Origin of the sequence: Microcystis sp. M53598_WE2 (genome assembly GCF_030067735.1) — a bacterium.
Lineage (GTDB): Bacteria > Cyanobacteriota > Cyanobacteriia > Cyanobacteriales > Microcystaceae > Microcystis > Microcystis aeruginosa.
The window spans coordinates 1-3,853 of the sequence record NZ_JASJFE010000289.1 but is presented as its reverse complement, the minus strand read 5'-3'; the positions used below and the strand labels follow the sequence as shown (position 1 = coordinate 3,853).

Annotated in this window: 1 protein-coding gene; it reads left to right on the top strand. The window is 40.2% G+C overall.

Features of this window, described 5'->3' with window-relative positions; genetic code table 11:
• Positions 1 to 142 precede the first annotated feature (142 nt).
• Complete coding sequence (locus tag PX636_RS06230) at positions 143 to 3,607, top strand: type ISP restriction/modification enzyme (protein WP_288116518.1); 3,465 nt, start codon at positions 143 to 145, stop codon at positions 3,605 to 3,607.
• Positions 3,608 to 3,853 lie beyond the last annotated feature (246 nt).

Below are 3,853 nucleotides of genomic sequence, written 5' to 3'. Positions count from 1 at the left end.
GGGGGATCGAACCTAAAATCGATTTTTAATTTAAATATAACCGGCTACTTACAATGGGAATTGTAACCGTTCAAAGCAGAAATGTTCAATATTGTAACAAAATTTTATAAGATTAACCTTAATTATCTAGACCACAGTTTTTATGAATCCCCTCGTCAATTATTTTCGCAACCTGCACGAAATCCACTCCTCCCAAGCAGCCGTAAAAGAAACCTCCTACTACGGCACTCTTGAAACTCTCCTTAACGAAATCGGTAAAACCCTAAAACCGCGAGTCCGCTGCATTATCAACCTCAGAAATCAGGGTGCGGGATTGCCGGATGGGGGACTTTTTAACGTCGATCAATTCCCCAAAAATCAAGAATTAGAACCTTTTACGGCGATTTTTCCCGAAAGAGGCGCGATCGAGATTAAGGGAACCAAAGAAGATATCAAAAAAATCGCCGCCAGCGAGCAAGTACAAAAATACTGGCAAAAATACGGTCAAGTATTAGTCAGCAATTATCGCGATTTTCTGCTCATCGGTCGCAATAGCCAAGGTCAACTGGTAGAATTAGAAGCCTATAGTTTAGCCCCGTCAGAAGCCGAGTTTTGGCTAAAAACCTCAAATCCATCCAAATTTGCCGCCGAACACGGTGATAGCCTCTTAGAATACCTCAAGAGAGTGCTTTTACAGGCGGCTCCTATCACCTCACCGGCTGATGTTGCTTGGTTTCTTGCTTCCTATGCGCGCGACGCAAAAGCACGCTTAGAACATCATTCCGATCTTCCCGCTCTGGCCAATATTCGTCAAGCTTTAGAAAATGCCCTCGGTATCAAATTTGAACGGGAACAGGGGAATAAATTTTTTCGTTCTACCCTCGTGCAAACCCTCTTTTATGGTTTATTCTCCGCTTGGGTATTATGGCACAAGCAAAACCTCAATCGCGAGGATAAAGAGGATAAGTTCGATTGGAAATCCGCAGCCCACCATCTCCATGTTCCCATGTTAGCGATCCTATTCGAGCAGATCGCCGCACCGAGTAAGTTAAAATCTTTGGGATTAGTAGAAGTTTTGAATTGGACTGGTGCAGCTTTAAATCGAGTGCGACGAGAGGAATTTTTTCGTCAATTCGATGAGGGACAAGCGGTACAGTATTTCTATGAACCATTTTTGCAAGCTTTTGATCCTGATTTACGCAAAGAATTGGGAGTTTGGTACACTCCTCCGGAAATTGTTCGCTATATGGTAGCGCGAGTCGATCGAGTTTTACGAGAAGAATTAAATATCGAGGACGGTTTAGCTAATCCCGATGTTTATGTTCTCGATCCTTGCTGTGGAACTGGTGCTTATTTAGTCGAGGTTTTGCGCTATATTACCGATACTTTACAGGAAAATGGGGCGGGTGCTTTAGCCATGGCTTTGGTGAAAAAAGCAGCTATAGAAAGAATTTTCGGTTTCGAGATTTTAACCGCTCCTTTTGTCGTCGCTCATCTACAATTAGGTTTATTCCTGCAAAGTTTGGGTGTACCTTTAATAGAAGATAGTGAACGGGTGGGGATTTATCTGACTAATGCTTTAACCGGTTGGCAACCTCCCGATGAGGAAAGTAAACAGAAAATTCAACAGCTACAATTAAGTTTTCCGGAGTTAAATAAGGAACGAGAGGCAGCCGATGAAGTTAAGCGCGGTAAACCGATTTTAGTTATTCTCGGTAATCCTCCCTACAATGCTTTTGCTGGAACCAGTCCCGCAGAAGAAGCAGGTTTAGTGGAAGTGTATAAACAGGGTTTAATCTCCGATTGGGGGATTAAAAAGTTTAATTTGGATGAGTTATATGTGCGCTTTTTTCGTTTAGCAGAAAGATGTATTTCAGAAAATACTGGTAAAGGGGTTGTTTGTTATATTTCTAATTTTTCCTATCTCGGTGATCCTTCTTTTGTGGTGATGCGGCAAAGATTTTTACAAGAATTTGATCGTCTTTGGTTTGATTGTCTCAATGGGGATAGTCGCGAAACGGGAAAGTTAACCCCTGAAGGTAATCCCGATCCTAGTGTTTTTTCTACTCAATACAATAAGGAAGGGATTCGAGTCGGGACAACTATCGGACTAATGGTAAGAAAGGAAGTAAGGAATAAAAATGTTGATGTCTATTTTCGCCATTTCTGGGGAGTTGCTAAACGAGAACAGTTATTAGATAGTTTAAATAATCAAGATTTTGATGCTTTGTATCAAGTCTCTAACCCAGAACAATCTAATCGTTATTCTTTCCGTCCCTCCGATGTTTCCTCTCACTATTTAGCATGGCCAAAGTTAACAGATTTATCTGATGAAGCTCCAATTACAGGTTATAAAGAGAATCGAGGCTATAGTTTTATTGATAGTGATAAAACTATTCTTTCGGAAAGGATAAGTAAATACTTTGATCAAAATGTTTCATGGGAAGAATTAGCATCACTTAATACAGGTTTAACTAAAAATGCAGCTCGATTTGATGCCAAAAAAGCCAGAGATAAAGTCTTAAAGTTACGCAAAAAATTTAATCCTCAAATGCTGTTACCTTATCTGCTCAGACCCTATGAGGTTAAATGGTGTTATTATACTCAAATCAGACCGCTTTGGAATGAGTCTAGACCTTCGCTATTTATTCATCAATTTCAAGGTAATTCCTTTTTAGTCAGTCGTCCTGCTGGTGTTGCCTCTCCCGAAGGAATACCATTTTATTTTACTAACTGTTTAGGAGACTTTGACTTTATTAGAGGTCATGCTTATCACTTTCCTATACGATTACGTCAAAATTCAGAGAAGGTGAATACAGAAGATAATACTCAAGGAAAATTATTCGATTCCAGTAACTTTAATAGTCCTTCAATAAAAGCCAATCTCTCGGAAAAATCTCGTCAATACTTAAATCAACTGGGTATTAATAATCTTGAGGAAAATATCGAGAATGCTTCCTTAATTTGGCTGCACGCATTAGCGATTGGGTACTCTCCCTTGTATCTTCGGGAAAATGCCGACGGTATTCGTCAAGACTTCCCAAGAATTCCCCTTCCCAATAGCCAAGAATTATTAATTAAATCTGCCCAACTAGGACAAGCGATCGCCTCTCTTTTAGACACAGAAAACCCTGTTATAGGAGTCACCAAAAAACCGACCCCTGCACTGCAAAAAATCGCCTTGATTTCCTGCACTGATGGGGGAAATTTAAACCCGGATAAGGGGGATTTAATTATTAACGTCGGTTGGGGACATGGGGGTAAAAATGGTGTGACAATGCCGGGTAAAGGAAAAGCGATCGCCAGACAATATACAACCGCAGAAATGAGCGTAATTAGCCCAGAAATGCGAAAATTATTAGGAACGACCACCTATGATATTTATCTCAATGATCGAGCCTATTGGCAAAATATACCATCCCGGGTGTGGGAATATACCATCGGGGGTTATCAAGTTATTAAAAAATGGCTAAGTTATCGCGAGGAAAAATTATTAGGACGGGGATTAACTATCGCAGAAGTGCAGGAAGTAAGCGAGATGACTAGAAGAATTACTGCGATTATTCTCCTAGAATCAGACCTAGATGATAACTACCAAAATATCAAAACAGCCGTGTATTCTTTTTAACTTAGTGTCAGCAGAATTCCCTCGCTTTTAGCGATGGGATGAATGCTGATACTAAATCCGTTGAGTACAGGCTAGTTATGAGACGAGGCACTCATGCAAGAGGCAAAAGGGGAAATAAATAATCAGTTTTTAATAACAGGATTTAGTATGACATTCAGTTTTTTTCCCACTTCCCACTCCCCAATTCATAATTCATAATTCCCCAAGGATTGGATGATTGAAGCCTTCTGAAGCAAAAGAATATCT

Bases quoted from the DNA above. Each gene is read 5' to 3' on its own strand.
- PX636_RS06230 (WP_288116518.1), top strand. From the start codon at position 143: ATGAATCCCCTCGTCAATTATTTTCGCAACCTGCACGAAATCCACTCC.